Annotated in this window: 27 protein-coding genes; 17 read left to right on the forward strand and 10 right to left on the reverse strand. The window is 69.9% G+C overall.

The genetic code is table 11. The features are described 5' to 3' along the window. Positions 1-12: 12 nt before the first annotated feature. The 3 genes from K2F54_RS14845 to K2F54_RS14855 are packed head-to-tail and all read right to left on the reverse strand — an operon-like array spanning position 13 to position 3,427. Entirely contained in the window at positions 13-1,641 is a 1,629-nt protein-coding gene (locus tag K2F54_RS14845; RefSeq protein ID WP_220606632.1) for a dipeptide ABC transporter ATP-binding protein, read from the reverse strand. After that, positions 1,638-2,513 carry an ABC transporter permease gene (locus K2F54_RS14850; RefSeq protein ID WP_220606633.1) on the reverse strand — a complete coding sequence of 292 codons (876 nt, stop codon included), beginning with the start codon at positions 2,511-2,513 and terminating at the stop codon, positions 1,638-1,640. The genes K2F54_RS14845 and K2F54_RS14850 overlap by 4 nt, the downstream gene beginning before the upstream one ends. Beyond that, the gene (locus K2F54_RS14855) at positions 2,510-3,427 is read right to left on the reverse strand and encodes an ABC transporter permease (protein ID WP_220606634.1); all 918 of its coding nucleotides are present in this window, start codon (positions 3,425-3,427) and stop codon (positions 2,510-2,512) included. Before K2F54_RS14855 ends, K2F54_RS14850 begins: the two co-directional genes overlap by 4 nt. Positions 3,428-3,604: 177 nt before the next feature. Between K2F54_RS14855 and K2F54_RS14860 the strand changes: the two genes are divergently transcribed. Continuing rightward, on the forward strand, positions 3,605-4,318 hold the full coding sequence (locus K2F54_RS14860) for a GntR family transcriptional regulator (RefSeq protein ID WP_220606635.1): 714 nt from the start codon (positions 3,605-3,607) through the stop codon (positions 4,316-4,318). 48 nt (positions 4,319-4,366) lie between these two features. Here K2F54_RS14860 and K2F54_RS14865 read toward each other — a convergent pair whose 3' ends face one another. Next, complete coding sequence (locus K2F54_RS14865) at positions 4,367-5,002, reverse strand: hypothetical protein (RefSeq protein WP_220606636.1); 636 nt, start codon at positions 5,000-5,002, stop codon at positions 4,367-4,369. A gap of 96 nt (positions 5,003-5,098) precedes the next feature. Between K2F54_RS14865 and K2F54_RS14870 the strand changes: the two genes are divergently transcribed. The 3 genes from K2F54_RS14870 to K2F54_RS14880 all read left to right on the forward strand — a co-directional run bounded on the left by K2F54_RS14870 (position 5,099) and on the right by K2F54_RS14880 (position 7,617). After that, entirely contained in the window at positions 5,099-5,713 is a 615-nt protein-coding gene (locus K2F54_RS14870) for a TetR/AcrR family transcriptional regulator (RefSeq protein ID WP_308287684.1), read from the forward strand. A 77-nt stretch (positions 5,714-5,790) separates the two neighbouring features. Further along, on the forward strand, positions 5,791-6,213 hold the full coding sequence (locus K2F54_RS14875) for a hypothetical protein (RefSeq protein WP_220606637.1): 423 nt from the start codon (positions 5,791-5,793) through the stop codon (positions 6,211-6,213). A 177-nt stretch (positions 6,214-6,390) separates the two neighbouring features. Beyond that, the gene (locus tag K2F54_RS14880) at positions 6,391-7,617 is read left to right on the forward strand and encodes an acyl-CoA dehydrogenase family protein (RefSeq protein ID WP_220606638.1); all 1,227 of its coding nucleotides are present in this window, start codon (positions 6,391-6,393) and stop codon (positions 7,615-7,617) included. Positions 7,618-7,927: 310 nt separating this feature from the next. Here the strand turns inward: K2F54_RS14880 and K2F54_RS14885 are convergent, their stop codons facing one another. Then, positions 7,928-8,917 (reverse strand): MerR family transcriptional regulator, encoded by a 990-nt coding sequence (locus K2F54_RS14885; protein WP_220606639.1) that lies wholly within the window; start codon positions 8,915-8,917, stop codon positions 7,928-7,930. 129 nt (positions 8,918-9,046) lie between these two features. Between K2F54_RS14885 and K2F54_RS14890 the strand changes: the two genes are divergently transcribed. The 6 genes from K2F54_RS14890 (at position 9,047) to K2F54_RS14915 (ending at position 14,321) form a co-directional block, all read left to right on the forward strand. Next, positions 9,047-9,454 carry a DUF1801 domain-containing protein gene (locus tag K2F54_RS14890; RefSeq protein WP_220606640.1) on the forward strand — a complete coding sequence of 136 codons (408 nt, stop codon included), beginning with the start codon at positions 9,047-9,049 and terminating at the stop codon, positions 9,452-9,454. Between the two features lie 124 nt (positions 9,455-9,578). Then, positions 9,579-10,628: an iron-containing redox enzyme family protein gene (locus K2F54_RS14895; protein ID WP_220606641.1), complete on the forward strand. Its 1,050-nt coding sequence runs from the start codon at positions 9,579-9,581 to the stop codon at positions 10,626-10,628. Then, complete coding sequence (locus K2F54_RS14900; RefSeq protein WP_308287685.1) at positions 10,625-10,975, forward strand: CDGSH iron-sulfur domain-containing protein; 351 nt, start codon at positions 10,625-10,627, stop codon at positions 10,973-10,975. Before K2F54_RS14895 ends, K2F54_RS14900 begins: the two co-directional genes overlap by 4 nt. Positions 10,976-11,117: 142 nt before the next feature. Beyond that, positions 11,118-11,468, forward strand: a complete 351-nt coding sequence (locus K2F54_RS14905; RefSeq protein ID WP_220606642.1) for a GntR family transcriptional regulator — start codon at positions 11,118-11,120, stop codon at positions 11,466-11,468. 3 nt (positions 11,469-11,471) lie between these two features. Then, positions 11,472-12,452, forward strand: coding sequence for a hypothetical protein (locus K2F54_RS14910; protein WP_220606643.1), 981 nt, complete (start codon positions 11,472-11,474; stop codon positions 12,450-12,452). A 96-nt stretch (positions 12,453-12,548) separates the two neighbouring features. Beyond that, positions 12,549-14,321 (forward strand): HNH endonuclease signature motif containing protein, encoded by a 1,773-nt coding sequence (locus K2F54_RS14915; RefSeq protein WP_220606644.1) that lies wholly within the window; start codon positions 12,549-12,551, stop codon positions 14,319-14,321. 87 nt (positions 14,322-14,408) lie between these two features. On the opposite strand, the gene K2F54_RS14920 is transcribed toward K2F54_RS14915, so the two are convergent. Continuing rightward, positions 14,409-15,407 (reverse strand): wax ester/triacylglycerol synthase domain-containing protein, encoded by a 999-nt coding sequence (locus tag K2F54_RS14920; RefSeq protein WP_220606645.1) that lies wholly within the window; start codon positions 15,405-15,407, stop codon positions 14,409-14,411. A gap of 142 nt (positions 15,408-15,549) precedes the next feature. Here K2F54_RS14920 and K2F54_RS14925 point away from each other — a divergent pair, with 142 nt between their 5' ends. Then, positions 15,550-17,877, forward strand: coding sequence for a putative bifunctional diguanylate cyclase/phosphodiesterase (locus tag K2F54_RS14925; protein WP_220606646.1), 2,328 nt, complete (start codon positions 15,550-15,552; stop codon positions 17,875-17,877). Here the strand turns inward: K2F54_RS14925 and K2F54_RS14930 are convergent. Further along, positions 17,874-18,443, reverse strand: coding sequence for a dihydrofolate reductase family protein (locus K2F54_RS14930; protein ID WP_220606647.1), 570 nt, complete (start codon positions 18,441-18,443; stop codon positions 17,874-17,876). The genes K2F54_RS14925 and K2F54_RS14930 overlap by 4 nt on opposite strands. 94 nt (positions 18,444-18,537) lie before the next feature. On the opposite strand from K2F54_RS14930, the gene K2F54_RS19330 reads away from it, so the two are divergent. The 3 genes from K2F54_RS19330 to K2F54_RS14940 all read left to right on the forward strand — a co-directional run bounded on the left by K2F54_RS19330 (position 18,538) and on the right by K2F54_RS14940 (position 19,770). Beyond that, entirely contained in the window at positions 18,538-18,765 is a 228-nt protein-coding gene (locus K2F54_RS19330) for an LLM class flavin-dependent oxidoreductase (RefSeq protein WP_255577150.1), read from the forward strand. Between the two features lie 146 nt (positions 18,766-18,911). Next, positions 18,912-19,226 (forward strand): hypothetical protein, encoded by a 315-nt coding sequence (locus K2F54_RS19335; RefSeq protein WP_255577151.1) that lies wholly within the window; start codon positions 18,912-18,914, stop codon positions 19,224-19,226. A 58-nt stretch (positions 19,227-19,284) separates the two neighbouring features. Continuing rightward, positions 19,285-19,770 carry a ribosomal maturation YjgA family protein gene (locus K2F54_RS14940; protein WP_220606648.1) on the forward strand — a complete coding sequence of 162 codons (486 nt, stop codon included), beginning with the start codon at positions 19,285-19,287 and terminating at the stop codon, positions 19,768-19,770. A 15-nt stretch (positions 19,771-19,785) separates the two neighbouring features. Here the strand turns inward: K2F54_RS14940 and K2F54_RS14945 are convergent, their stop codons facing one another. Next, the gene (locus K2F54_RS14945; RefSeq protein ID WP_220606649.1) at positions 19,786-20,595 is read right to left on the reverse strand and encodes a nuclease-related domain-containing protein; all 810 of its coding nucleotides are present in this window, start codon (positions 20,593-20,595) and stop codon (positions 19,786-19,788) included. A 247-nt stretch (positions 20,596-20,842) separates the two neighbouring features. Between K2F54_RS14945 and K2F54_RS14950 the strand changes: the two genes are divergently transcribed. Beyond that, positions 20,843-22,057: an MFS transporter gene (locus K2F54_RS14950; RefSeq protein ID WP_220606650.1), complete on the forward strand. Its 1,215-nt coding sequence runs from the start codon at positions 20,843-20,845 to the stop codon at positions 22,055-22,057. Between the two features lie 181 nt (positions 22,058-22,238). Here the strand turns inward: K2F54_RS14950 and K2F54_RS14955 are convergent, their stop codons facing one another. Next, a complete protein-coding gene (locus K2F54_RS14955) occupies positions 22,239-22,802 on the reverse strand; it encodes a flavin reductase family protein (protein WP_220606651.1) in 564 nt (187 codons plus the stop codon). Further along, complete coding sequence (locus K2F54_RS14960) at positions 22,799-23,389, reverse strand: NADPH-dependent FMN reductase (RefSeq protein ID WP_220606652.1); 591 nt, start codon at positions 23,387-23,389, stop codon at positions 22,799-22,801. The genes K2F54_RS14955 and K2F54_RS14960 overlap by 4 nt, the downstream gene beginning before the upstream one ends. Before the next feature lie 313 nt (positions 23,390-23,702). On the opposite strand from K2F54_RS14960, the gene K2F54_RS14965 reads away from it, so the two are divergent. Continuing rightward, positions 23,703-24,671 carry a TIGR03885 family FMN-dependent LLM class oxidoreductase gene (locus K2F54_RS14965; RefSeq protein ID WP_308287686.1) on the forward strand — a complete coding sequence of 323 codons (969 nt, stop codon included), beginning with the start codon at positions 23,703-23,705 and terminating at the stop codon, positions 24,669-24,671. Beyond that, complete coding sequence (locus tag K2F54_RS14970) at positions 24,668-26,347, forward strand: alpha-amylase family protein (protein ID WP_220606653.1); 1,680 nt, start codon at positions 24,668-24,670, stop codon at positions 26,345-26,347. Before K2F54_RS14965 ends, K2F54_RS14970 begins: the two co-directional genes overlap by 4 nt. The last annotated feature ends 50 nt before the right edge of the window (positions 26,348-26,397 follow it).

A 26,397-nucleotide genomic window follows, 5' to 3' on the forward strand; every position in this document is an offset into this window, starting at 1 on the left:
TGGCTGTGGGGGTTAGGCGGCGGCCGTGCGCGCCGTGCGGCGCGGGCCGTCGAGGCGCGGTACCGCGGCGAGCAGTTGCCGGGTGAACGGATGCTGCGGGTCGCTGAAGATCTGCGCCGTCGGCGCCTCCTCCACGACCCGGCCATGCTGCATCACGATCACCCGGTCGGCGATGCTGCGCACCACGCCGAGGTCGTGCGAGATAAAGAGGTAGCCCAGGCCGTGCTCGCGCTGCAGGGTGTCGAGCAGCGTGAGCACCTGCGCCTGAATCGACACGTCGAGCGCCGAGACGGGTTCGTCGAGCACCAGCAGCCGGGGCCGCAGGGCCAGGGCGCGGGCGATGCCCACCCGCTGCCGTTGGCCGCCGGAGAGCTGACCGGGCAACCGCTTCGCATAGGACTCGTCAAGTCCGACGTCGGCCAGCAATGTCGCCACCGTGGCGCGGTCATAGACGCGGCGGATGCGCAACGGTTCCGCCACGAGCTCGTGCACGGTCAGGCGCGGGTCGAGCGCCGAGTACGGGTCCTGGAAGACGATCTGGGCGAGCTCGCGCTCCGCGGCCGTGCGGGCCGCGAGCTCGGAACGCACCGGGACTCCCCCGACGATGACGGTGCCCGCCGAGGCGGGTTGGATGCCGAGCACGGCCTTGGCCAGCGACGACTTTCCGCAGCCGGACTCGCCGACCACCGCCACGGTCTCCCCGGCGGCAATGCGCACCGAGACGCCGTCCACGGCTCGCACCGGCGTCTTGCGGCCGGAGACCCGGTAGTCGACGACGATGTTCTCGGCGATCAGCGCATCCGCCTGGCCCGTGCGCACCGCGGGGATGGCTCGTTCCTGCTCGGCGGGCATCGCGGCCATGAGCCGCCGGGTGTAGTCCTCGGTCGGTGCAGCGAGCACCGCGCGGGTGTCGCCGGTCTCCACGACCCGGCCGTGGTGCATGACGGCGAGCCGGTCGCTGTTCTCGGCGACGAGGCCGAGGTCGTGGGTGATCAGCACGAGGGCCGAGCCGGTGCGCTCGCGCACCTCGGCGAGCAGGTCCATCACCTGCGCCTGCACGGTCACGTCGAGTGCGGTGGTGGGCTCATCCGCGATCAGCAGCAGCGGGTCGTGCGCGATGGCCATGGCGATCATGGCGCGTTGCCGCATGCCACCCGACCACTGGTGCGGGCGGGTGGCGGCGCGCTCGGCAGCGTCGCGCACGCCCACCGAGGTGAGCAGTTCGATGGCGCGCTCGCGGGCGGCGCGCCGGCCGAGGCGTGGGGCGTGCACCCGCACGGCTGAGGCCACCTGGGCTCCGACGGCGCGCAGCGGGTCGAGGGAGGACATCGGGTCTTGGAAGACCATGGCGGCGGTGCGTCCGCGCAGGGCGCGGAGCTCGCGCTCGCCCGCCCAGACATCCGCCTCGACATCGACGAGCACGCGGTCGTCGAGCACGATGCGGCCGGCGGTGACGCGGGTGCCCACGGGCAGCAGGCCGAGGGCGGCGAGCACGGTGAGGCTCTTGCCCGAGCCCGACTCCCCCACCACGCCGAGGGATTCGCCGCGGTCGACCCGCAGGGAGACGCCGTCGACGAGGGTGCGCGGGTTCTCGCCGTCGGTCTCGACGCGTAGGTTCTCGATAGATAGAACGGTGCTCATCGCATTCCTCCCTTTCGCAGCAGGCCGCCGCGGGTCTCGGCTGTGAACTGCTGGCTCAGAAACTGCACGCCGCCGACGGCGAGCAGCATCACCACGCCGGGCAGCAGCGCCAGCCACGGGTCGCCGGCCAGGTGCCGCTGACCGTCGAAGATCATCGAGCCCCAGCTGGGAACGGGAGGCTGCACGCCCAGGCCGAGGTACTCAAGTGATGACGTGATGAGCACGATCGTGGCGACGTCGGTCGCCGCGATGATGAGGGTGTGCGGCCACACATTGGGCAGGATGTGCCGGGTGAGCACCCACACGGAGTCGGCGCCCTGGGTGAGTGGGGAGACCACGAAGTCCTGGCGGCGGAGGGTCGCGGCGATGTTGCGGGTGACCCGGGCGTAGCCGACCCACCACGTGCAGCCCAGCACCAGAATGGTCAGGCCGGCGCTGGGTCGCAGCACCGCGCAGATGGCGATGAGCAGCAGCACGACGGGCATCGCCAGGGTCACGTTGCTCACCAGGGTGATGAACGCCTCGAATCGGCCACCGTAATACCCGGCGAGAATGCCCAGGATGCTGCCGAGCACCGCGTTCATGATCACGATCAGCACGGTCATGCCCAGGGTCACGGCCGAGGCGAGCGCGAGGCGGCTGAGCAGGTCACGGCCGAGCGCATCGGTGCCGAGCGGATGTGCCGGGTCGGCGAGAGGCGGCAGCAGGGCCGCGCGCAGGTCTTGGCCCATCGGGTCGTAGCCGGGCAGCAGCGGCACGATGGCGGTGAGCAGCAGCACCGTGCCGAGCATCACAGCGCCGACGATGGCGCCGGGGCGTGGCCGCCAGCGTCGCACGACGGGGGTCGGTGCCAGGGTGAGTGAGGTGGTCATGCGGCCGCCGTCCGGGTGTCGATGCGGCGCACGAGTACGTCGACCGCGGTGTTGACGATCACGAAGGCGAGGGCCACGAAGACCAGGCCCGCCTGCACGATCGGGAAGTCACGCTGGCTGACCGCGTCGGTCAGTAGCTTGCCGAGGCCGGGCCAGGCGAACACCACCTCGACGACGACGGTGCCGCCGAGCAGCCCGCCCAGGTTGAGGCCGGCCATGCCGAGCACCGGCACGATCGCGTTGGGCAGCATCCGGGTGAACAGCACCGTGGAGCGACGTTGGCCCTGGGCGATGGCGGTGCGCACGAAGTCCTGCCCGGCCTGCTCGCTGAGCGCGGCATCCAGCAGGCGCAGGTACATGACGAACTGGCCGGTGGCCAGGGTGATCACCGGCAGCACCAGGCTGGCGTAGCTCGTGCGGCCCAGCGACGGGAGGGCGCCGAGCAGAACCGAGAACACGAGCACCAGCAGCAGGGCGAAGAAGAAGTCGGGCACCGACTGGCGCAGGGCGCCGGCCCAACCGACGATCGCCCGCAACACGCGGCTGCCGGAGAGCTGGATGGTCAGCGCCGCGACGAGAGCGAGGGCGAGGCCGATGAGGAAGGCCCAGAAGGCGAGCTCGATGGTGGCGGGCACCCGCTCGAGAACCAGGCCGAGCGCGGATTCGCGCAGCCGGTAGGAGTCGCCGAAGTCGCCGGTCACCAGGCCGACGAGGGTGTCGAGGTACTGCACGAGCAGGGGGCGGTCGAAGCCGAGCGCGGAATTGAGCGCTTCGACATCGGCCTGGGTCGCATTGTCGGGCAGGAGCAGCGCACCGGGTTCGCCGGTGGCGCGGCCGAGCACGAAGGCGATGGTCACCACGGCGAGCACTGTGGCGACGGCGAGGGCCAATCGGCGGGCGATGAATGTGAGCACGTCATCGACGCTAGGTGACCGTCTGCCCGGAACGACCCGGTGTAACACGCTCGTCACATACTTCTTACGTCAGCGTCACTTTCGCATACCAAATAGCGCTTTATTCGGCTTTTGTTGCTTGCTGGATGCTGTCTGGTATGCCAAATGGCGGGTTGTGGACGTGTCAGAATGGTGTCCATGAGCCTCGAACAGACCCCAGCGCGTATCGCCAACGTGCTGCGCGAACAGATCATCACGGGCGAGCTGAGCATGGGGTCCAAGCTCAATGAGCGTGAGATCGCCGAGCGCCTGCAGGTGTCCCGCATTCCCGTGCGGGAGGCGCTGCCGATTCTCGAATCGGAGGGGTTCATCAGCTCGCAGCCGCGGCGCGGGGCGGTCGTTCACGCGCTCACTCTCACGGATGCCGCCGAGCTGTTTGATCTGCGCCGCCAGCTTGAACCGATGGCGTCGGCGTTTGCCGCCCGGCGGGCCGCTGCGGGCGCTGACGTCGCGCCGATGCTCGAGGCGCTGCGCACCGCCCGCGGCGCGATCGCTCCGGTCTCCTCGACGCTGCACACCGTCGCCGAGGTCGCTCCGCCGTCGACCCGCAACTCCGACCTGCACGAGGAGATCATCAACTTGGCCGATCACGCCCTGCTGCACCGGGTGACGAAGCTCATGAGCGGGCGGGTGCGGTGGCTGTTCCGACTCACCCCCCAGCGCGACACGACCGCGATGTGGGTGGAACACCGTGAGATCGTCGACGCCATCGTCGCCGGCCAGGCCGACGTCGCCGAACTCCTCACCGCGGCCCACGTGGAGCGGGGCCGCTTCGAGTCGATGCCACTGCTGGCCGAGCTGCTGCCCTCCGCCGCGCCGGCGGCGCTGCGCAGGCGGCGCAAGGCGAGCTAGGGACGCGACGGAGGCCGCGCCCACCGGCGCGTCAGGGCGCAACGGGTATCAATTGGCCAGGCTGTCCAGCCAGGTGCTGCGCAGCCGGAGCGCTCGCTCCATGCTGCCGAGCGCGGTGCCGACGCCAAGCGAGATATTCGCCCAGAGCGGCAGCCGCAGCGGTGGCTCGAGCTCACCGAAGGCCTCCCGAACGGGCGGGATCTGCGAGATCGGATCGATCAGCTGCAGCAGTCCCAGCGTGACGCCGACGAGCACCAGGATCGTCGCGACGACCGCGATGCTCCGGCTGAGGCCGGGCCGCGTTCGCTCCAGTCGCGCCCGGCGCCCTTCGGCCGAGGCCGGGTGCGGGGTCAGCACCCGCTCCGACCCGTCGGGGGCCACGTAGTGGCACCGCTTCATGCCGAAACCGCCGGCGGCCACCTCGATCGCTCCCCCGTCGAGGGGGAAGCGCGCCGGCAGCTTCGACACCGCGTGCTGCAGCCCGTCACGGTACAACCGGGCCCGCACCTCGCCATCATGACCATCGCCCCAGTGGCGAACGTCGACGGCATAGTGCGCATCCGGTGCATCGAGGAGAAACACGGAGCGGCTGAGCTGCTGCCACCAGCGGAACCGGGGCAACGGCCGGCCGTCTCCGGGTCGAGCGCGTCGCTCCGCTCGCCGCTGACGCCATCCCTGTGTCATCCGCTGTCCTTCCACCATCCGGCATTAGCACACTGTGTTAGTGCAACGAATGCCACGCTAGCACAGTGTGCTAGTAGGCTGACCACGGAGGCACACGTGACAACGGACGACAGCGGCGCGCAGGGTACACGGGACAGGATTCTGATTGCGGCGGCGGCCATGCTCGGCGAGAACCCGACCGCCAGGTTGAGTGTGCGCGCCGTGGCATCCCGGGCCGGCGTGAGCACGGGGTCGCTGCGCCACTTCTTTCCGACCCAGCAGGCGCTGATCGACACCGTCGTCGCCGGCATCTACGAGATCGCCGCCACCGGCGATCCCATCCGCGACACGACGAGGCCTGCAGCCGAGCGCCTGATCGCCTGCCTGCAGCAGATCCTCGGCCACGTCGGCACCGGCGAGCAGGCACGAGAAATGTGGCGTGGACTCAATCGGGCCTATTTCGAGCCCGGGACCTCGGCCGGTGACGCCGACACCTATCTCGCGCTGGAGCGCGGTGGCCGGCATCGCATCGAGCAGTGGCTGCGGACGCTGAGCGAGGAGGGCGCCCTGGTCGCGCAGGACGTCGAGGGACCCGCGCGTTTTCTGAGCACCGTCCTCAACGGCCTGTCCATTGAGCGCGCGCTGCCCGCGGACGGGCCCAGGGCGGCGTTCGAGCAGGAGACGTTGCGCCTTGCCGTTGCGGCCGTGCTGGCGCCGCCACCCCAGGCGTAGCCCCCGCGGCGGCACCGCCGTAGCCCCGGGTGGAGGCGACAAACGATCTCGGCAGGGCCGCTGCTAGGGTTCCGGACATGACGATCCCCGGCGCAGACCACCCTCAGGAAGTCGTCGACGAGGCGGCCCTCCCCCGCCCGCTCAACCCCTGGGTCTGGCTGGGCCTGTTGCTGTGGCTGCCCGCGATCCTCTGCGGTGTGGCGATCGCCTGGTGCGGGGTCGCCACCGCGGGCCGGGCCGCTGCGGCCATCACCGCCATTGCGGTCGTGGTGGTGGGGCCCGCCTTCGCAACGGCGGTGTCTGCGGCCGCGGGAACCCGGATGCTGGCCCGCAACCCCGACGAGATGATCGACTACGCAGCGGCGGTGTTCCGGCAGGTGCTGCTCACTCCCCACCTCACCCTGCGCCCGCTCATCGGCACCGTTGTCGTGGCGCTTCTGGGGCTCGCACTCGTGGCCGTCCGCCAGCGAGTCCGCCGGTCCGCCGTCCCGGCGCCGTAGGGCACGCACCCGGTCGACGCACCGGTTTGCAAGGAGATAGTGCGTTTAGAAGGACAAAAATCCGCGCGGAGTCCTATTTTGCGACCGTTGTCCTCCTCAACGTGCGTGCGCGCCCGCGGCCGCAACGAACCGTCATCTCCGTGCGGGCGGGGGCGCCGCTCACCTAGTGTCCTGTGCATGAGCACCCTTACCACCTCCCCCGTTGCCGCCGTCGATTATGCCGACCTGGCCGCGCGTTTCCGGCCGATTTTTGCTCGGATCGCCACCGGCGCATCCGCTCGAGAGCAGGATCACCAACTGCCCTACGACCAGATCAGGGAGCTCACGGCCGCCGGATTCGGCGCCCTGCGGGTGCCCGTGGCCGACGGCGGCCTGGGCGCCAGCCTGCCGCAGCTGTTTCGGTTGCTCACTGAGCTGGCCGCGGCGGACTCGAACATCGCTCAGGCGTTGCGCGGCCACTTCGCCTTCGTCGAAGACCGCCTCGTGGCATCCGGGGCGCAGCGCGACGCCTGGCTGGCCCGATTCGTGCGCGGCGAGATCGTGGGCAATTCCTGGACCGAGGTGGGCACCGTCACCGTGGGCGACGTCATCACCCGGGTGCGGCCGTCGCCGACCGGCGGGCTGGTCGTGAACGGCACCAAGTTCTACTCCACCGGCAGCATCTTCGCCGATTGGATCGACACCTTCGCCCAGGTGGGCGACACCGGCCAGAACGTGATCGCCGTGGTGAACGCGCACCAGAGCGGCGTCACGCACAGCGACGACTGGGATGGCTTCGGCCAGCGCACCACCGGCAGCGGAACCAGCACCTTCGTGGATGCCGTGGTGGCCGAGGAGAACGTGATCGACTTCGACACTCGGTTCAAATACCAGACCGCGTTCTATCAGGCGGTTCTGCTGGCGGTGCTGGCCGGCACGGTGCGCGCCGCCGAACTGGAGATCGCGGCCGAGGTGAAGGCCCGCACTCGTATCTTCTCGCACGGCAACGCGCAGTCCTTCGCTGCCGACCCGCAGATTCTGCAGGTGGTGGGCGAGGTATCGGCGCAGGCCTTCGCCGCCGAGGCGATCGTGGAGAAGGCGGCCTGGGCCCTGCAAGGGGCATACGAGGGCGCGTTCCTGGGCGATTCGGTCGAGGAAGAACGGCTCAATGACCTGGCCGAGCTGGCAACGGCGCAGGCCCAGGTGGTGCTGGTGTCGCTGGCTACCCGGGCCACCTCCGACATCTTCGACGCACTGGCGGCGTCGGGGGTGTCCACGTCGAAGAACCTCGACCGGCACTGGCGCAACGCCCGCACCGCGGCCAGCCACAACCCGTGGGTGTTCAAGGCGCGCATCGTGGGCGACTACGCGGTGAACGGCACGCCGCCCACCCGGATCTGGTCGATCGGCGCGGCGCCGAAGTAACCGGCCGTTCGGGCGTGGGCGGGCCGGATGCCGTCAGCCCGCGTCGGGGCCGCCCTCTGCGGCCGCTCGGCCGCGGGCTCCGTGCTCGGGTGCACTCCGACCGGCCGATACGCGAGCTGCGCGGGTCACGCGCCGCTTCGCGGGTGGCGCGCAGGGTGCGAATCGGCGGCTGACCCGCGCAACGCGACATACGCATCCGTGATTCTCGCGGGGCGAAACCGCCCGCGATCGCGTCACTGCGCCTCCTCTGGGCGACCGCGCCCTCTATAGCGGGCGCGGTCGCCCGCACGAGGTGCGGCGAACGCGCGGGTCACCCCGCGTGCACGTCGAAGACCCCGACCGGGGCGGATGCGTGCGCCGCGGCAGCGGCGGTAGGCACGTCGGCGGGAAAGAGCGTCGGGCCGCGCACGACCTGGCGCGCGGTGGGGCGGATTGCTACGAGGCCGTGCCTGGCCAGGTGCTGCTCGAAGGCCAGAAGGTGCAGGTAGCCGGCGGCCGCCTCGTCCACCGGTGTCTGCAGGCCGGCGGATGCGGCGGTGAAGGTGACCTCGAGGCGCGCCGGCAGAGTGCCACTCACCGCAGTGACGGTGCTGCCGGTGTTCGCCAGAACGTGCGCCTCGATACGGGCAAGCGCGGCTCGGTCGAGCGGCGGCACGCCGGCAACGTCGGGGGCGGTCGCACCGGCGCGGTCAGGGGCGGGCATGCCAGCCGACCCGGGGGCGGTCGCACCGGCGCGGGCGAGGAGCATCTGGTTGCCGGCGTTCCTCACGCCGGTGTCGGGCACCGCGCTCCAGCAGACGGCCGCCGGGCCGGCCCCGAGGGCGCTCAGCGCCTCGTGCATGGCCCGCTCGATGGCGGGCAGGTCTGCCGCGAGGCCGGTGAAGGCCTCGATACGGTCCTCGGCATCCGTGGGGATATCGAGGTCGATGATGACGCCGACCCAGTCGACGGCGGGGGCCGGGGTGCTGTGCGCCGTGAAGTCGGCGGCGTCGAAGGTACTGACTTTTTCGGCGACGGCCAGGGAGAAGTCCTCGACGTGCCGGCGCATCGCCACGGTGTCGCGCCAGCGGGCGAAGTCGAAATCGGCGGCCGCGCCCAGTTCGGAAAGCGGCACCTGCGCGCGCCGGAGCAGATCGACCGTTGCGCCGTGCTGGAGCTGCGCCCTGGAGTAATACCGGTAGCCCGAGGCGGGATCGACCCAGGCCGGCACCACGATGCCGCGGTCGGCATACAGGCGGAGTGCCTTGGCAGTGAGGCCGGTGAGCGCCTGGAAATCGCCGGCGGTGAGATCGTCGGTCATCGTGCTCCTGTCGAGGGGTATTCGAGGTGTAGCGGTGTCCCACCATCATGGGCGTCGCCCCAGGGGCGAGGTCAAACCGGCGGCGCATCCGATGTATCGCGGGCGGCGCGCGGCGGCTAGCATCGGGGCATGGCCGCTCCCAAGACCCGCCCCACCGACCAAGACGTCACCGCCTTCCTCGACGCGGTGGAGAGTCCGCGCCGGCGTGAGGAAGGGCACCGGCTGCGCGAGATCATGGAGCGCGTGACCCAGCAGCCTGCCGTGATGTGGGGTCCGACGATGGTGGGTTTCGGTTCGACCCCGCACACGAACACCCTCGGCACCAACAACTGGTTCGACGTGGGGTTCTCGCCCCGCAAGGGCGCCATGACGATCTACGGCGTGCACAACGCCGGCGAGCCGGACAACCCGCTGCTCGCCGAGCTGGGGCCGCACACCACGGGAGCCTCATGTCTCTACGTGAAACGGCTCGACGACATCGACCTGGCCCTGCTCGAACGCCTCATCAGCGATGCCTGGAAGGCCGCGCACAGCTGACCGGACGGAGCTTTCGACGCGCGCTCGTGACCCGGCTTTTCTCCATCCGCGCCCTGTTAGGATCTCCACTTGCCGGTGCCGCCACGAGGGCGCTTCGCACCCGCTGATCAGAGAGGCACTGCGCATGCAGATCCCCCAGTCCCGAGGTCCCGTCAGCGCCGCATTGATCGACCTTCTCCGCTCCTCCGACTCCGACAGCAGCACCGAGGCCGCCCTCGCCGCCGCCCTGCACGAGCGCACCGCCGTGGCGCTCGCCACCACCGACGACCTGCTGCTCGACGACGATCTGCAGACCGCGCTGTTCATGGCCTACGAACTCCGCTACAGCGGCCTCGACGGCGTCGATGACGCCTGGGAGTGGCACCCCGATGTGCTGTCCTTCTGCGCCGACGTGGAAGTCGACTTCGAGATTGCGCTGCGGGAGCGCGCATCCGTGCCCGAACTGCCCGAACCCGGCGTGGAGAACGTGGCCACCGCGCTGTTCGAGTTCACCGGCGCCGACAGCGGCCCGAGCGTCTCGCGCTACCTGGCCAAGAAAGCCACCGACGAGCAGGCCCGGGAGTTTCTCATTCTGCGCTCGATCTACCAGCTCAAGGAAGCCGACCCGCACACCTGGGCGATCCCCCGCATCCGCAGCCGTGCCAAGGCCGCGCTCGTCGAGATTCAGGCCGACGAGTACGGCGGCGGCCGGTTCGACCGCATGCACTCCGAGCTGTTCGCCCGCACGATGCGCGGCGTTGGCCTGGACGCGAGCTACGGCCACTACATCGACCAGGTACCCGCGATCACACTGACCTCGAGCAACATGATGACCATGTTCGGCACCCATCGGCGCCTGCGCGGCGCGATTGCCGGCCACCTCGCCGCATTCGAGATGACATCGTCGCAGCCCAACCGGCTCTACGGCAACGGCTTCCGGCGGCTCGGCTATGACAAGAACGTCACCTACTACTTCGACGAGCACGTTGAAGCGGATGCCGTACACGAGCAGATCGCGGCCCGCGACCTGGCCGGTTCACTGGCCACCGACGAGCCCGAGCTTCTCGAGGACGTGTTCTTCGGTGCCGCCGCCGGGCTGTTCATCGACGGCCTGGCCGGCCACCAGCAGATCGACGCTTGGACGGCGGGCGTGTCAGCGCTGCGCACCCCGGCGACCGCGGGCCTGCCCGCGTGAGCGATCAGGACGCCCTGGCGCAGGCCCTGGCCGTGGCCGAGGCCCAAGCGGCCGAGGCGGAGGCCGAGCTTCGTGCGGCGCCGGCATCCGCGGGTCGCGGCCATGCGCCGGGTGCGGCGGATGCGCTGGTGAGCATCACCGCCTACCCGAACGGCCCACTGTTGGTGCGGGGTCCGTTCGAGATCCTCACCCCCGACGGCACGGTCATCCCGCCGGGCCGCAAGACTGTGGCGCTCTGCCGCTGCGGGGTCTCGACCCTCAAGCCGTTCTGCGACGGCAGCCACAAGGCCGTCCGGTTCCGCACCGAGGCCGAGCCGCCCGACAACGCGCCGCCCGCGCTGGACTAACGCAGCGCCCGCACTGGACTAGCGCGCCGCCCGTACTGGACTAACGGGGCGCACCAGTTCGGCGCGCCCGCATCCGGTTCGCGGCGCGGCAGCCGCGACCCGCGCCTCGACACCGCGCGATTGTTCTACTAACATTGCAAACATGTTGTTTCGTGTGGACCCAGCCTCGACGGTGTCGATTGCCGAGCAGCTCGCCGTTCAGGTGCGAGCCGGCGTCGCGGATGGCTCACTCGCGCCCGGCACTCGACTGCCGCCGGCACGCGAGCTGGCCAGTGCCCTCGACATCAACATGCACACCGTGCTGCGCGCCTACGCGCAGCTGCGCGATGACGGGCTTCTCGAGATGCGCCAGGGCCGCGGCGCATCCGTGCGGGCGGATGCCGGCGCCGGCACCGTGCGCCTCATTGAACTCGCCGACGCCCTACTGGCCGAGGCTCGCAAGCTGGGCGTCAGCGTGCCCGACGTCGTCACCCTGATCCACACGAGAGGTTGAACCATGCCGCACCCGACTACAGCCGAGATCGACATCCCGCTCACCCCGCGCAGCACCGTGCGGGAGCGCTTCGCCGCCGCCACGCTCTGGCTGCCTGCTCTGGCCATCTCGGTGACAGCCACCCTCTGGTACGACAGCCTGCCGGCCGTGCTGCCCAAGCAGTGGAACGGTAGCGAGGTCACCTCCACCGCGGGCACCGAAGTGATGATCGGCGTCACCGGCAGCATCGCTCTCGTCGGCGCGATCGTGGGACTCGTGGCCCTCTCGGACGCCGCGGCCGAGATTCGCCGGGTGTTACTGCTCGCCGCCGGCTTCGCCGCGGGCCTGGCCGCGAGCACCTGGCTGGTGATCGCCGGCCTGGTGCTGGTGACGGGGTCGCCCGAGCCGGCAGCAGGGGCCTGGCCGGTGCTGGCGGTCGTGGGTTCCGGCTACGGATTGATTCCCTTCGCGCTGTCGCCGCGGCGAGCGCAGAGCAGCCGCATCGACGCATCCGCCCCCGCCGCAACGGTGCCGCTCGGCGCCACCGAGACAGGCGCCTGGTTCACCACCGTGACGGTGCCGGTCTTCGTCTGGGTGGCGACCCTTGCAGCCCTCGGCGCGGTGGCACTCGGCGTCTTCAGCGTCGTCGAGGGCGGCGCCGGCGCCTCCGCGGTCATCACGCTGGCCCTGGTGACGGTCATCAGCCTCACCTTCGCGCGGCTGCGAGTGAGCGTAGACCGCCGCGGGTTGCGTGTGGTCTCGAGCCTGCTGCGGTTCCCGCTCAAGCAGATCCCGCTCGATCAGATCGCATCGGCACGAGCCGAGACCATCCGGCCGATGGATTGGGGCGGTTGGGGTTATCGGATCCTGCCCGGGCGTTCGGCGATTGTGCTCAGCGGCGGGCAGGGCATCGCCGTCACGCGTCGGAACGGCACCGAGTTCGTCGTGACCGTTCCGGCTGCCGAGCTTCCGGCCGCGCTTCTCTCGACGCTCGCGGCGCGGTAGCAGTGGCCGCATGACTTCGTAAAAACTTGCAAAATTGCCCTGTGGATAAGTTGAGGAATCATCACATATCTGCTCGAATCGTGGCAGAATGGGGGTATGGACGACGAGCTGAACGGCAGTTCCACAGCTTCCACAGGTGCGACGGGCAAGCCTCCCGTTCCACCAATTTCACCCGACTGGAACACCAGCCTGGCGGCCCCCGCCCGGCTGAATGCCCCCAGCCTAGGAGCGACCACCGACAGCGCCGCAGGTGCGGCGAGCAGCCCTCGTCGTTCACGCCCAGCGTGGAGAGATCCGGCCGACCTGCCGGCCGTGCAGAACGCGCGCACCGGTGCCCTCGGTGAGAAACTACGGGCCATCGACGAGGCACGCCGCATCTTCATCGCCGCTCTGGGCTCGGTCGACACCGTTGGGCTCACCGACCCCGAGATCGTCGCCCTCACGCAGGCCGTCGAGGCCGCCGGGCGCCCGGTGGATGCGGCCAGGGTCGCCGCCGCCGCCGTCATTGCCGATCGCGCCAGACCTGGTCTCGGCAACGCGTCCATCGCCTGGCGGCTGGGAGCAGCGACACCCTCCGAACTACTCACCCGCCTGACCAATGCCTCGGCGTGGGAGATGAACCGCCGGGTCAAGCTCGGCGAGAAGATCACACCCCGGGTTCTCGGTGCAAGCCGGCTCGAGCCCGTGTTCCCCATTGTCGCGGCGGCCCTTGCCGCCGGAGAGCTGGGCCTGGACTCGGCGGGAAACATCGTGAGCGCCCTATCGGACTACAAGGTCCACGGTCGGTACGACGCCGATCCCGTGGCGGTCGACGGGGCGGAGGCCGCCCTGGTGCAGAACGCGACAGGGTCGGTCTTCGGGCGGTCGAAGGGACACGACACCGACGGTGACACCGCCGCTGACCCCGAGACCGAGACCGAGACCGAGACCGAGACCGATCCTTCCTCGGGACCCGTCTGCCGACTCGGTGACTCTGACGGCTTCACCTTCCCGGCCGACCTGGTCAGGGGCCAGGGCATGGAGTGGCGGGCATTCCTGAACCCGGACGGGGCCGCTCCCAACGATGCCACCTCCGAGGCCAAGTCCACCTTCTCCTTCGGCCGGGTCAGCAACGGCCTCTACCCGCTGCGCGGAGCGGTCACCCCCGAGCTCAAGGGCATCATCTCCGGGGTCTTCAACACCTACCTCTCGGCCCGCTCGCAGCCCTCCTTCCCCTCGGCAGAGGAACAGGCCCGCATCGACGCCGGCGAGCTCGTGCCCGGCGACGCCCTCGACGAGCGGTCCGGCGCGCAGAAGCGGGCCGACATCATCCGTGGCGTGTTCACCCAGGTGGCGCAGGACCCAACCACACCCACCATGGCGGGCATGCCGCCCACGGTGATGGTGCACGTGAATGCGCGCGACCTGCTCACCAAGAACGGGGTCAATCTCAGCGGGGTCGGCTGGATCGACGGGGTGGACGCCCCGATATCGATGCGCACCATCACCCAGATGATTGACAATGGCGGCATGCAGCCGGTGTACATCGGCACCAACGGTGCAGTTCTCGGCCTCGGCAGCACCTGTCGCCGGTTCAGCCCGGTGCAGCGCAAGGCGATCACTGCCAGAGACGGTGGCTGCGTGATCGATGGTTGCGAATGCCCACCGCAGTGGACCGAAGTGCACCATGTCATCCCCTGGCAATACGGCGGCAAGACCGAGATCACCAACGGGGTGCTGCTCTGCTGGTACCACCACCGCACCATCGACACGTCGGGGTGGCAGATCCGCATGCTGAACGGGATGCCTCAGGTCAAGGGGCCACCCTGGCTGGATCCGGAGCAGAAGTGGCGCACGCCCAAGCGGCATCGGGCCAGCCGAGCGGCGTGATCACGGCAGCCGTGTGATGGGGCGGCGTGATCGTGGGGGGGCGGTGGTCAAGTTGCCAGGTTGCCAGGCGGTCAGGCGGTCAGGCGGTCAGGCGGTCAGGCGGCGCAGTTCGTCGGCCATCGCACGGGCGAAGACCATGCCCGGCACATTCGCCGCATCGAAGTGGATGCTGCACGAGAGTCGGCCGGCGTGGGAAACCGCCGCGACACCGAGGCGCACATTGGCGGCGATGACGCCGACCGGCCAGATGGCGTCCACCGCCGCTCCGGCGAGGTGCAGCCGGTGAGCAGGACCGGGAACATTGGTCACGAAGCCGGCCACGAGGTGCTGCCGTCGGGCGAGCCGATCCATGATCGTCGCTCCCAGCGGGCCGCGCATCAGCTCCAGGGTGCCCTGTTCACGGGCTTCGACCTTCTCGGCCCGGGTCTGCTCGGCGATCGCGCTCAGCCTGTCGTCGGCTATGGACAGATCCAGAGGCAGCCGCACGAGCATCACGCCCACCTGGTTGCCCGATGTTCCGCGGCGCCGCAGCGCCACCGGAACGGAGACCGGCAGCCGCGCAGGCAGGGGCTCACCGACCGCCATCAGGGCGGCACGGTAGCCCGCCGCCACACTCGCCAGCAGAGCGTCGTTCACGGTGGAACCCCGTGCATGCGCACGCGTCTCGAGGGCGGCGAGGTCGGCATCGACGAAGGCCACGCCCCGGCTCGCACTGCGCGGGCCGAGCAGCACGGTCGGAGCCACCCCGCGGCCGGTGAGCGTGAGTCGCGTGCGACGCAGGCCGATGCGGAGGGTGCGGAGCAGGTGCCGACGGCGCGGTGGGGCCGGTGGGGCGGTCGGCGGGAAGTCTGCTGCCGGCGGGGTCGGATCGAAGAGCTGCTGGGCGATGGCCACGGCCGCCATGCCGTCGGCGACCGCGTGGTGGATGCGCAGCACGAAGCCGACCCAGCGGGCCTGCGCATCCGGCACCACCAGCAGCTCCCACAGCGGGCGATCCCGAGGTACCGGCACACCCATCAACTCTGCGCAGAACCGCTCCAGACCCGCCTGGCCGTCGACGGCGGCCAGACGCTGCGGATGGCTCATGCCGACAGGGTAATCCGGCGCGTCGGCACGGGCACGGCGCGCAGCAGTGAGGACTACTCACTGGTAGGTTCAAGCTACGTGTCGGCTACACCACCCCCAGGGGTTCACCCGCCGTGAACACACGGTGAGGGAACTCGGTCAGATGAACACAGTCGGGGAATGGTCAACGCCCGTCACACCCGCTCGTATCGGGCTGCGCCAGGCGCTGCCGACACTGCTGCGCCGGCCGGACGGCATCCTGCAGGGCACCCGCTGGCTGTTCACCTGGCTGGCGATGTTGTCTCTGCTGTTCACCCTGCCCGCGGTGTTCGTCGTGCCAGAGGTGCACCCGTTCGTCCTGCTGCTCGGCACCGTTGCCGCGCTCACACTGTGGGCCTCGCACATCTACGGCTACCTGCGCCAGCGGGTGCCGTTCGGCCTGGAGATTCTCGACGCCGTCGCGCTCACCGCGCTCGCGGTCGCCTGCGCCACCCCCTCGGCCGTGGCACCGCTGCTCTTCGCCTGCGCCTGGGTGCGCACCCTGTACGGCTCGCGCTGGCGATCGACGGCACGCGGCGTGCTCTACACCGCCGCGTACCTCACCGCCGCGGCACTCTGGCCGCTGGTTCCCGAGCACACCACGGCGCCCACATGGGTGCAACAGATCGGTGTCGTGTCGATCATGGCCCTCACCATCACGGTATCCGCACAACTGCGCATCGGGCTGCAGGCCCACGACTGGGCCATCGAACGGGACCGAGCGCTCACCAAGACCGGCGCGAAACTGCTCGGCCTCACCGACCCGGATCGCATCCGTGGCCTGGCCTGGACCACCGCCAACGAACTCGGCTCCACCACCCCAGGGCTCCGGGTGCTCAAGGCCTCCCGCGACGGCGACGTGCTGCGAATCGGCGCCAGTACCGGGCAGTTCGCGACCCTGCCCGTCACCGTGCCCGGATCCGTGGTGAACTGCACCGGCGCGGTGGACGACGCCAGGGTCGCCGATGACGCTCCACTCAACGACGCCGTCGGCACCGCCCTCAAGTGGGAGTGCGTTCCCCTCACCGAAGAAGAGGATGACGCCTGGCTGCTGATCGGTGCCCCCCGGCGCATCCCCGAGGGCACCCTGCTGTCGGTGCGCGGCCTCGTGAACCAGGTGAACCTGGCGCTGCGCAACAGTGACGCACACCGCCAGCTCACGGCGCAGGCCGAGAGCGACCCGCTCACTGGCCTCGACAACCGAGCCACCTTCACCACCAAGCTCGCCACCGCGCTCGACGAACAGGGCGCAGAGGGCGGCCTGCACGTGCTGTTCCTCGACCTGGACGACTTCAAGGACGTCAACGACCAGCTCGGCCACCACGCCGGCGACGCCGTGCTCACCGAGGTCGCCGCCCGGCTGCAGCACAGCATCCGCCCGCAGGACGTCTGCGCGCGGCTCGGCGGCGACGAGTTCGCGGTCGTGCTCACCGGCACGACGGATGACGACGCGCTCGCGATCGGGCAACGGATGGTGGGGTCGCTGGCCGCCCCGATCACGTTCGACGGGCGCCCCGTGCTGGTGAACGCCAGCGTGGGCGTGGCCTCGGCCCGCCCCGGCATCGACCTTGACGCGCTCGTGCACCAGGCCGACGTGGCGATGTACGCCGCGAAGGCGAACGGCAAGGGCCGGGTGCGGGCGTTCACGGTGGGGCTGCTGCAGGGCGAACCGCCGCTGGTCACCTTCGAACGACAGGTGGCCAGGGCCGCCGGCAACGCCGAGCTCGTGGTGCACTACCAGCCGGTCGTGTCGCTGACCGACCTGCGCTGCACCGGCGCGGAGGCTCTCGTGCGCTGGCAGCATCCGGAGCGCGGGCTGTTGCAGCCGGAGGAATTCGTGGCGTTGGCCGAGACGTCCGGGGCCATCGTGGGCATCGGCGCGTTCGTGCTGCGCCGGGCCTGCGCGGATGCGATGACCTGGCCGGAGGTGCACCCCGGTGTGCCGATGACGGTGCAGGTGAACGTCTCCGCCCGAGAGCTGGACAGCGACAACTTCGTGGCCTCCGTGCTCTGGTGCCTGGCCGACAGCGGCCTGCCGGCCGACCGGCTGGTGCTCGAGCTCACCGAGACCGTGATGCTCGAATCGGCGGCGGCGGTGGGGCGGTTGAAGACCCTCGCCGGCCACGGCATCCACATCGCCATCGACGACTTCGGCACCGGTTACGCCTCGCTGTCGACCCTGCGGATGCTGCCGATCACGGTGGTCAAGCTCGATTCCAGTTTTGTGGTCGGGGCGCTGGCCAACGCGGTGGACCGCAGCGTGGTGGAGGCCATCGTGCAGATGAGCGCGAAGCTCGGCATCACCACCATCGCGGAGGGGGTGGAACGGCCAGACCACCAGGAGCAGATGGCCGAGATCGGCGCCGACTCTGCACAGGGACACCTGTACTCGCGGGCCCTGCCGCTGGACCAGCTGCTGGAGTGGCTGAACCTGGCCGAGCGGGCCGGTTAACCCAGCACCTCGTAGCTGGACTGCACAAAGCCGGCACCGAGCTCCCGGGTGCCGATGTGCCGCAGGTGCACGTCGCCGGAGAGCGGGCCGAACAGGGGAATACCAGAGCCCAGCAGCACCGGCGCCCTAGTGATGGTGATCTCGCGGATCAACCCGGCCCGCAGAAAGCTCTGGATGGTGCGCCCGCCGTCGACGTAGACCCGGCGACGGCCCTCCGCGATGAGGGCGTCGATCACATCCCCGAGGGTGGCGTGCATGGTGGTGTCCGGCCGGCTCTCGCCGGCGTCGCTGCGCAGCAGGGTGCGGCTGAGTACGAACACCCGTTTGCCCTGGTATGGCCACTCCGGGAACATGCTCACGGTGTCGAAGGTGCCGCGGCCGAGCACCATGGCATCGACGCTGGCGAAGAACTCGTCGTACCCGGTCTCGCCCAACGCGTCGCCGGCGGCGGTGAGCCACTCAAAATCACCGTTCTCCCTGGCGATGAAGCCATCCAGGCTGGTGCCGACGAACACGCAGCCGACCAGGGCGGCGCGGGAGCGGGCCGGGTCAGGATTCGTGGTCATGCCAGCACGGTAGCAGCGGCCTCGGACAACGGCTATCCCGCTGGTGCGAAGGGGAGGTGGGCATGCCCGGGGTCGACTATGGTGCCTCGATCAGTTGCGGCACGTTCATCACGCCGTTGGCCGCGGATCCCCCGGCCACGGTCGACCTGATACCTGGACCCTGCTGTCGTGGGTGGGGGCGCACACCGAACGGGTGCAGCTGGCCGGCAACGTGCACAACATCCCGCTGCGGCCGCCGGCCGTGCTCGCCAGATCGGCCGCATCGCTGGACCGGCTGACAAACGGGCGGATGGCGCTGGGCCTGGGCACCGGCGGGTTCTGAGACGCCCTCGTCGCCATGGGCGCGGACCGGCGCGTACCCGGCGAGGCGACGATAGCGCTCGCCGAGGCGATCGGGGTGATCCGGGAGATCTGGGACACCGACACCCGCATCCGATCCCGATCTGGTTGGGCGCGTACAGCGAGCGGATGCTCACCCTCGTCGGCATCGCCGCGGACGGCTGGCTGCCCACGCTGAGCAGGCTGGATTCGATGGTGCAGCTCGACGACGGCAATGCCCGCATCGACGACGCCGCCAACGCGGCCGGGCGGCAGCCGTCGAGCATCCGTCGGCTGCTGAATGTGGGACCGGCGGACACCGCCCCAGAACAGTTGGCCGACCTGGCGCTGGGTCACGGCATCGGCACCTTCATCGTCAGCGGCGACGACCCGCACACGATCGAGCGACTGGGCGACACCGTGTTGCCGGCAACCAGGGCCATCGTGGCCGAGGCGCGCGCTTAAGCGTATTCGTACGCATCGACCGAGGCGTGGGGGTACCGGCACACGGTATGTTCTCGGTATGACGCGCAACATCCGGGTGATCCCGTCGGGCTACCGTGCCGGCAACGCCGGGGTGGACGCACCGGCGCGGCACGACCTCCTCGATGTCACCGGCGAATTGTCGATGCGCTCCCCGATCACCCAGCGCCGACGCCTGCTGGCCGCGGTCGCCGGCCTGATTCTGGTCACCGGGCTGGTCGTGCACTTCACGATCATGGGCGCGGCCGGCGACTTCGTTGCCGACGCTCTGTACGCGGTGATGCTGTTCGTGCTGCTGTCGATCGTGTTCGTGCGGGCATCGGGTTGGCGCATCGGACTGATCACCCTCCTGATCTGCCTGGCGATCGAGTTCTTCCAGCTCACCGGCATTCCCGCGGCCCTGGCCGAGGTCTTTCCGCTCAGCCGGCTGGCGCTGGGCACCACGTTCACCGCGGTGGACCTGCTGGCCTACCTGGTCGGCGCACTCGGCGCCACCCTGGTGGCCAGCTGGCGGCGACTGGACTGAGGCTGCCGGGTCGGTTCAGCCGTTCAGGGCGCCGAGCAGGGCCTTCTCGATCAGCGCGGCCGCACCCACGGCGCCGCCACCCACGCTGAGCACCCCCGCGGTCGCCCAGAGCACGCGGCGCAGGCGTGCACGCCGCACCTGCCCGTCCAGTGCGGTGAACCGGCTCATCACGTCGGCCGCCGGCGGGCACGGATGCTGCCGCCAGGTTGTCGGGCTGTCCAGGATCACGACGGCCTCGGCGATCTCCGCCTCGCTGAGCACCGGCTGCAGCCGCTCCAACCAGCTGAGTAGCCCACGGGCATCGAGCACCTTCACCTGCTCGGGCTTCTGCCGGAAGGTGATCTGCTTGGCGTCGACGAGCGCGACCACGGGCTGCACGGGCGCGACCAGCGGCATCCGTTCGCGCAGTACCGTGCTCACCCGCTCTGCCTCGTGCTCGGCGGCCGGCAGGTAGGCCTTCTTGTGCCCGGAGACCGTGACGGTGCGGCTGCCCACCCAGATGCGCTTGCCGCAGTGGTGCTGGGTGTTGATGGTGAAGATGCCGCCGGGGCCCACCAGGATGTGGTCGATGTCGGTGTCGTTCTTGCCGATCGGCACCGCGTGGAAGGCCGTCCAGTCCGGCGGCAGGGTGGCGAGCAGCTTGCCCACCGTGATCTCGCCCTGCGCGCCGAGGTACCAGCTCACGCTCTCCGGGCAGAGCGGCGACTGGCCGAACAGGCGGGCCACCCGGGTGCGCGGCGGCACGGCATTCTGGCGGGAGAGGAGGTGTTCGATGACCAGCTGAGCAGCGATGCGGGTGCGCATCGCGGGTGGATTCAGGGTCACGTGGCTCCTTTGGACGCGCCCGGACGCGGCTGCGCCCAGGAGACCGCGCGGGCGGGGCAGGGCGGGCCGGGATTGCCTTCGGATGTGCGCCGCGTCAGCGGCGTCGGACCATCCGTCAGTGCAGTGCAGGCGGGGAGCCTCGACGGGTTCGGTGATTCGAGGTTAGCGAGCGCGAGCCCCCGGGCGGCACCCCCACTTTGGGTGGCTGCCGGTGGCAATAGGCTCTGAGGGACCCGGGGAGAGACCGTTGAGCACCAGCACCGCCGCACCATCGACCGTCAGCGCCCGCGCCTGGGTGGTGCTCGCGCTCGGCGTGGCCGCGCAGACCGCCGGCACGGTCTTCGTCAGCGCTCCGGCCTTCCTCATCCCCCTGCTGCACACCGAACGCGGCCTCTCGCTCGCCCAGGCCGGGCTGCTCGCCGCGATCCCCACCTTCGGCATGGTGCTCACCCTCATCCTCTGGGGCGCCCTGGCCGACCGGATCGGCGAGAAATGGGTGATCGCCGGCGGGCTGCTGCTCACCGCGCTCGCGGCCGGCGGCGCCATCCTCGCCGAGGGCTACCTCGCGCTCGGCGTGTTCCTGCTGCTCGGCGGCATGGCCTCGGCGAGCACCAACTCCGCCAGCGGACGCATCGTGGTGGGCTGGTTCCCCAAGCACAGGCGCGGCCTGGCCATGGGCATCCGGCAGATGTCGCAGCCGCTCGGTGTCACCGTCGCGGCCGTCACCATCCCGGTGATCGCCGCGGATGCCGGGGTGGGCGCGGCCCTGTTCGTGCCGTTCGCGCTCACCGCGGTGCTTTTCGTGGCGTGTGCGATCGGCCTGGCCAACCCGCCCAGGGTCGCCCCGCGCGCGGGTGCCGCCGGTGCCGCTCTGCCGCCGCACAACCCGTACCGCGCCAGCGGGTTCCTCTGGCGCATCCACGCCGCATCCGTTCTGCTGGTGGTGCCGCAGTTCACCATCTCCACGTTCGGGCTGGTCTGGCTGGTCAGCGACCAGGGTTGGGATGCGCTGGCCGCCGGCGTGCTGGTGGGCGCCGCGCAGTTCGTGGGTGCGATCGGTCGCATCGTGATCGGTGTGGTGAGCGACCGGGTCGGCAGCCGGGTGCGCCCGCTGCGCTGGGTGGCGGTGAGCGTGACGCTCGTGCTGGTGCTGCTGGCCGCGGTGGATGCCGCGCACTGGGGCGCCGCCGCCGTGGTGTTCGTGCTCGCGACGACGTGCACCGTGGCGCCGAACGGGCTGGCGTTCACGTCGGTGGCCGAGATGGCCGGGCCGGGCTGGTCTGGCAAGGCCCTGGGGGTGCAGAACACCGGCCAGTTCATCGCCGCGTCGATGGTCGGACCGCTGATGGGCGCCCTGATCGGGCTGGTCGGCTACCCGCTCACCTTCGCGGCCGCGGCGGTCTTCCCGGCCCTGGCGGTGCCGGTCGTGCCCCGCGCCCACGCCGAGCACGACCACCTCTAGCCCGCTCCCCCGCCCCTTCACCCCCCTGTGGGGCGCATAACTCCTGCGGAATCCGGCCGGCCCCGCAGACTTCCGCGTGTTTCCGGCCCTCCCAGGGGCCGATCCGGAAAATTGCAGGAGTTATGCACCAGGGCCGGGCGAATCGACGAGTTGGGGCGGGGCCGGCGGGCGGGCCGGCGCCTCAGGCGGCCTTGGGCTCGGCGGGCAGCAGGCTGCGGAACGCGGCCGAGTGGTAGATCAGCGGGTCACGGTCGTCGCTCACCTTGAGCGACTTCACCTCGAGCAGCACGATCGTGTGGTCACCGGCCGGGGTCTCCGAGTAGATCTCGCAGTCCAGCCAGAGCGACGAACCCTCGATGAACAGCGCGCCCAGGTCGGTGACGCGGGTGTCGAGACCGGCGAACCGGTCGCCCTTGCGGGAGGCCAACTGGTAGCACTCGCGGGCGTGGTCGCTGCCCAGGATCGACACGCCGATGCGCCCGCCCTGCCGCAGCACCGGCCAGGTGGTGGAGCTGTTCTGCACCGAGAACAGCACCAGCGGCGGCTCGTACGAGACGCCCACCGAGAACGACGATGCCACCAGGCCGGTGGGCTGGCCGTCGATCTCGGCGCACAACGCCGCCACACCCGACGGGAACTTGCCGAACGCCCCGCGAATGTCGCTCGGGTCGCTGCTGATGGCCTCGAGGCCGTGCGTGTCCGTGGGTTCGAGCGCGGTCACGATGTCGAGGTCGCGGGGGCTCATGCGCGTGCTCCGTTCGAGACGGTGGCGGATGCATCCGACGCGGTCTGCACATCCGTCTCGGGGTTCTTGCCCAACATGCCCATCGTCAGGGGTTGCAGCAGGCGCAGCACGGCGAGGTTCTCGGCGGCCCAAGCGGCCACGATCTCCTCCATCTTCTCCATCTGGCCGGTGACGAAGTAGAGGCCCTTGGTGGGCACGCTCGCGCCCAGCTCGACGAGCAGCGGACGCAGGTTGACGTCGACACCCATCGAGTGGCTGAGGTCGGCACCGGTCATCACGCCGATCGCGGTGACCCCGCGCAGGCCGTTGGCGGCGTACCGGTCGAGAAAGCCCTTGAGCAGGCCGGTGTAGGTGGCCTTGTAGGTGGGGCTGGCGACAACGAGCAGGTCGCTGTCGGCCACGGCCTGGTTGAGCTCGGACATCACCGGCGAGGGCCACTCGAAGATGTGACTCGAATACTCGGCCAAGTCGATGACCCGAAGGTCGTAGGTGCCGGCGACGAGCAGCTCGTCGACCAGCGTTTCCGCAAGCTTGAGGGTGCGGCTCTGGGGCTTGGGGTTGCCCACCAGAATTGTAATTTTCAGCATCGTGTTCCTCCGTCGAACCACTGGATCAGGTCACGAGATCGATGCCGGGCCACCAATCGGGCATAGCTTCGTCATCGACTCGATGAGTGAGCCACTGAGGATTGGTGTCTCAGATGGAGAGCAACGGCTTACGTCGCTCTTACAGTGTGCGCGCGCCCGGTTGCCCGCACGTGTCCCGGTCATTACAAGTGTGTTTCGCCACCCCTGGCGCCAGCTCGGAGCGCCCGTGCGAACCCCCACTTGAGGTCTTCAGATAAACCCTGTTGCATGGATACCCAGCCCCGCGCCCGCACGTTCGACCGAAAGGCTCCCCGTGATCGGATTCCACGCATCGCACGAACAAATCGATCCCCGGGCACTTCTCGCCGCGGTCACGCACGCTGAGACCGTGGGCTTCACCGCCGCGATGTGCTCCGACCACATTGCGCCGTGGAGCGTGCGGCAGGGGCAATCCGGCTTCGCCTGGTCGTGGCTGGGCGCGGCCCTGGAGGCCACGAATCTCCCGTTCGGCGTGGTCACCGCGCCCGGTCAGCGCTACCACCCGGCCATCATCGCGCAGGCGATCGGCACTCTGGGGCAGATGTACCCCGACAGATTTTGGGCAGCGCTCGGCTCCGGTGAATTTCTGAATGAACACATCACCGGCGAACCGTGGCCCCGAAAAGAGCTACGCAACGAGAGGCTCGAGGAGAGCGTGCGGGTGATGCGCGCCCTCCTCCAGGGCGAGGAGGTGAGCAGCGACGGATCGGTCACGGTGGACAGGGCCAAGGTCTGGAGCCGCCCCGACACCCCGCCGCCGCTCGTGGTCGCGGCCTACTCCGCCGCCACCGCCGGATGGGCCGCCTCCTGGGCCGACGGTCTGGTCACCGTGGCCCAACCCGTCGACGTTCTCAGGGAGGTGCTCGGCGCCTACGACAGCGCCGGTGGCACGGGACGCCGCGCCCTGCAGGTGCACCTCAGCTGGGCGGGTACCGACGAGGAGGCCGGCGCGATCGCTCACGATCAGTGGCGCACCAACGCCTTCGCACCACCCGTGCCGTGGGACCTGGACACCCCGGAGACCTTCGACGAGGTCTCCAAACACATCACCCCGGATGATCTGCGCGAGTCGGTGCTCATCTCCAGCGACCTCGGCTGGCACGCCGCCAGGCTCGCCGAGTTCGCCGAGCTCGGCTTCGACGACATCTACCTGCACCACGTGGGCCGGCAGCAGCAGGGCTTCCTGGATGCCTTCGGTGACAGCGTGCTCCCCCAGCTGCGCACAACCGGAGTGAGCTCATGAGGATCTCAGACACCAGCGACCGGTGGTGGAAGAACGCGGTCATCTACTGCCTCGACGTGGAGGTCTACCTCGACAGCAACGACGACGGCGTCGGCGACCTGCCCGGGTTGACCCGCCGCATCGACTACCTGGCCGAACTCGGCGTCACCTGCCTCTGGCTGATGCCGCTCTACCCCAGCCCCGGCCACGACGACGGCTACGACATCACCGACTTCTACGCCATCGACCCACGCCTGGGCAGTTTCGGAGAGTTCGTCGAGCTCGTGCGCACCGCCAGGGACCGGGGCATCCGGGTGATCATGGACCTTGTCGTCAACCACACCTCGGATCAACACCCCTGGTTCATCGAATCCAGGTCCAGCCGCGAGTCTCCCAAACGCGACTACTACGTCTGGCGTGACAACCCGCCCACCAAGAACCAGCCGTCCGCGTTCCCCGGCGACTCCGACAGCATCTGGGAATACGACGACACCACCGAGCAGTACTACCTGCACAACTTCTACCGGCACCAGCCAGACCTCAACATCGCCCACCCACCGGTACGCGACGAGATTGCGCGAATTGTGGGCTTTTGGACGCAGCTGGGCATCTCCGGGTTCAGGGTGGACGCCGTGCCCTTTCTCATCGAACCGAAGTCGGAGGAGGAGGGCGCCGAGGGGCACGACCAGCTGCCCGACCCGCACGAGTACCTCGGCGACATCTCCGCGTTCCTCGCCCGGCGTTCAAGCGAAGCCATGCTGCTCGGTGAGGTGAACCTGCCGCACCAGGAGCAGCTCGCCTTCTTCGGCGCCGGCGATAGGCCTGAGCTGCAGATGCAGTTTGACTTCCACGGCATGCAGCAGCTCTACCTCTCCTTCGCTCGCAACGATGCCCGGCCGCTCACCGCATCGCTGGCCGGCCGGCCCGACCTGCCGGACGGGTGCCAGTGGGGCACCTTTGTGCGCAACCACGACGAGCTCACCCTCGACCAGCTCAGCGACCCCGAGCGCGACGAGGTCTTCGAGGCCTTCGCCCCCGACCCCGACATGCGGCTGTACGGCCGGGGCATCCGTCGCCGGCTGCCGCCGATGTTCGGCGGCGACGAGAGGCGCATCCGCCTGGCGTACAGCCTGATGTTCTCGTTGCCGGGCACACCCGTGCTGTTCTACGGCGAGGAGATCGGCATGGGCGAGAACCTGGCGGTGGAGGGCCGCTATGCGGTGCGCACCCCCATGCAGTGGTCCGACGGCAAGAACGGCGGGTTCTCGAAGGCGCGCGCGTCCGACCTGGTGGTGCCGCTGACCGACGGGGAGTTCTCGCCGAAGCACGTGAACGCGACATCCCAGCGCCGCGACCGGGACTCGCTGACGCACTTCATACGCGACCTGATCCAGGCCTACCGCAACTCTCCAGAGATCGGCTGGGGCAGGCTCACGATCCTTGAGCACGGGGACCACCGGGTGCTCGCCCACATCGTGCGGGCCAGCGTGGGCGCGATGCTGGCGGTGCACAACCTCGCGGACGAGCCCGTGGAACTCACGCTCAGCCTGCCCGACCTGGAACCCAAGTCGCACCTCTTCGATCTGCTGCAGCCCAAGATCCTGCCGATCAACCGGGGCACGGTCGAGCTGCTCCTCGAGCCGTATGGACATCGCTGGTTGCGCATCACGAGCGACGCGGACACCCGGATCGGCTGAGCCGCGGCGGACGTCTGGTAACCTCTCGATTCGCCCGCTGCACCAGGTCG

The organism is Cryobacterium inferilacus, assembly GCF_019599185.1.
GTDB classification, from domain to species: domain Bacteria; phylum Actinomycetota; class Actinomycetes; order Actinomycetales; family Microbacteriaceae; genus Cryobacterium; species Cryobacterium inferilacus.

Coding starts and splice junctions, on each gene's coding strand:
- K2F54_RS14895 (WP_220606641.1), top strand. CDS start 9,579: ATGCAGATCCCCCAGTCCCGAGGTCCCGTCAGCGCCGCATTGATCGAC.
- K2F54_RS14940 (WP_220606648.1), top strand. CDS start 19,285: ATGACGCGCAACATCCGGGTGATCCCGTCGGGCTACCGTGCCGGCAAC.
- K2F54_RS14865 (WP_220606636.1), bottom strand. CDS start 5,002: ATGACACAGGGATGGCGTCAGCGGCGAGCGGAGCGACGCGCTCGACCC.
- K2F54_RS14875 (WP_220606637.1), top strand. CDS start 5,791: ATGACGATCCCCGGCGCAGACCACCCTCAGGAAGTCGTCGACGAGGCG.
- K2F54_RS14905 (WP_220606642.1), top strand. CDS start 11,118: ATGTTGTTTCGTGTGGACCCAGCCTCGACGGTGTCGATTGCCGAGCAG.
- K2F54_RS14910 (WP_220606643.1), top strand. CDS start 11,472: ATGCCGCACCCGACTACAGCCGAGATCGACATCCCGCTCACCCCGCGC.
- K2F54_RS14920 (WP_220606645.1), bottom strand. CDS start 15,407: ATGAGCCATCCGCAGCGTCTGGCCGCCGTCGACGGCCAGGCGGGTCTG.
- K2F54_RS14930 (WP_220606647.1), bottom strand. CDS start 18,443: ATGACCACGAATCCTGACCCGGCCCGCTCCCGCGCCGCCCTGGTCGGC.
- K2F54_RS14890 (WP_220606640.1), top strand. CDS start 9,047: ATGGCCGCTCCCAAGACCCGCCCCACCGACCAAGACGTCACCGCCTTC.
- K2F54_RS14955 (WP_220606651.1), bottom strand. CDS start 22,802: ATGAGCCCCCGCGACCTCGACATCGTGACCGCGCTCGAACCCACGGAC.
- K2F54_RS14960 (WP_220606652.1), bottom strand. CDS start 23,389: ATGCTGAAAATTACAATTCTGGTGGGCAACCCCAAGCCCCAGAGCCGC.
- K2F54_RS14880 (WP_220606638.1), top strand. CDS start 6,391: ATGAGCACCCTTACCACCTCCCCCGTTGCCGCCGTCGATTATGCCGAC.
- K2F54_RS14885 (WP_220606639.1), bottom strand. CDS start 8,917: ATGACCGACGATCTCACCGCCGGCGATTTCCAGGCGCTCACCGGCCTC.
- K2F54_RS14970 (WP_220606653.1), top strand. CDS start 24,668: ATGAGGATCTCAGACACCAGCGACCGGTGGTGGAAGAACGCGGTCATC.
- K2F54_RS19335 (WP_255577151.1), top strand. CDS start 18,912: ATGCTCACCCTCGTCGGCATCGCCGCGGACGGCTGGCTGCCCACGCTG.
- K2F54_RS14845 (WP_220606632.1), bottom strand. CDS start 1,641: ATGAGCACCGTTCTATCTATCGAGAACCTACGCGTCGAGACCGACGGC.
- K2F54_RS14860 (WP_220606635.1), top strand. CDS start 3,605: ATGAGCCTCGAACAGACCCCAGCGCGTATCGCCAACGTGCTGCGCGAA.
- K2F54_RS14850 (WP_220606633.1), bottom strand. CDS start 2,513: ATGACCACCTCACTCACCCTGGCACCGACCCCCGTCGTGCGACGCTGG.
- K2F54_RS14915 (WP_220606644.1), top strand. CDS start 12,549: ATGGACGACGAGCTGAACGGCAGTTCCACAGCTTCCACAGGTGCGACG.
- K2F54_RS14925 (WP_220606646.1), top strand. CDS start 15,550: ATGAACACAGTCGGGGAATGGTCAACGCCCGTCACACCCGCTCGTATC.